Raw genomic sequence first — 365 nt, forward strand, 5'->3', positions numbered from 1 at the left:
TTGCTCGCCCAAGCATCCCCCGATCTCATGCGAGAAATGCTTCAAGGCTTCATCAACCAGATCCTCTCCACCCAAGCCGACCAGGTGTGCGGCGCCGACTACGCCACCGTGTCTCAGGACCGGGTTAACACCCGCAACGGATACCGCCACCGCGACTTCGACACACGCGTGGGCACCATCGACGTCGCCGTGCCCAAACTCAGAACCGGATCCTTCTTCCCGGACTGGCTGCTCGAACGACGCACCCGGGCCGAACGGGCCCTGACCACCGTGATCGCCACCTGCTACCTCAAAGGTGTGTCCACCCGCAGGATGAACGACCTGGTCGCCACCTTAGGGATCAACAATCTCTCAAAGTCCCAGGT

1 protein-coding gene is annotated in these 365 nt (G+C 61.6%); it reads left to right on the forward strand.

Annotated features, from left to right (window positions below; translation table 11 throughout):
* Positions 1-365 (forward strand): IS256 family transposase (locus HMPREF0298_RS11315; protein ID WP_006841340.1); only part of this gene is annotated, 365 nt, incomplete at its 3' end.

Origin of the sequence: Corynebacterium lipophiloflavum DSM 44291, from assembly GCF_000159635.1 — a bacterium.
Lineage (GTDB): Bacteria > Actinomycetota > Actinomycetes > Mycobacteriales > Mycobacteriaceae > Corynebacterium > Corynebacterium lipophiloflavum.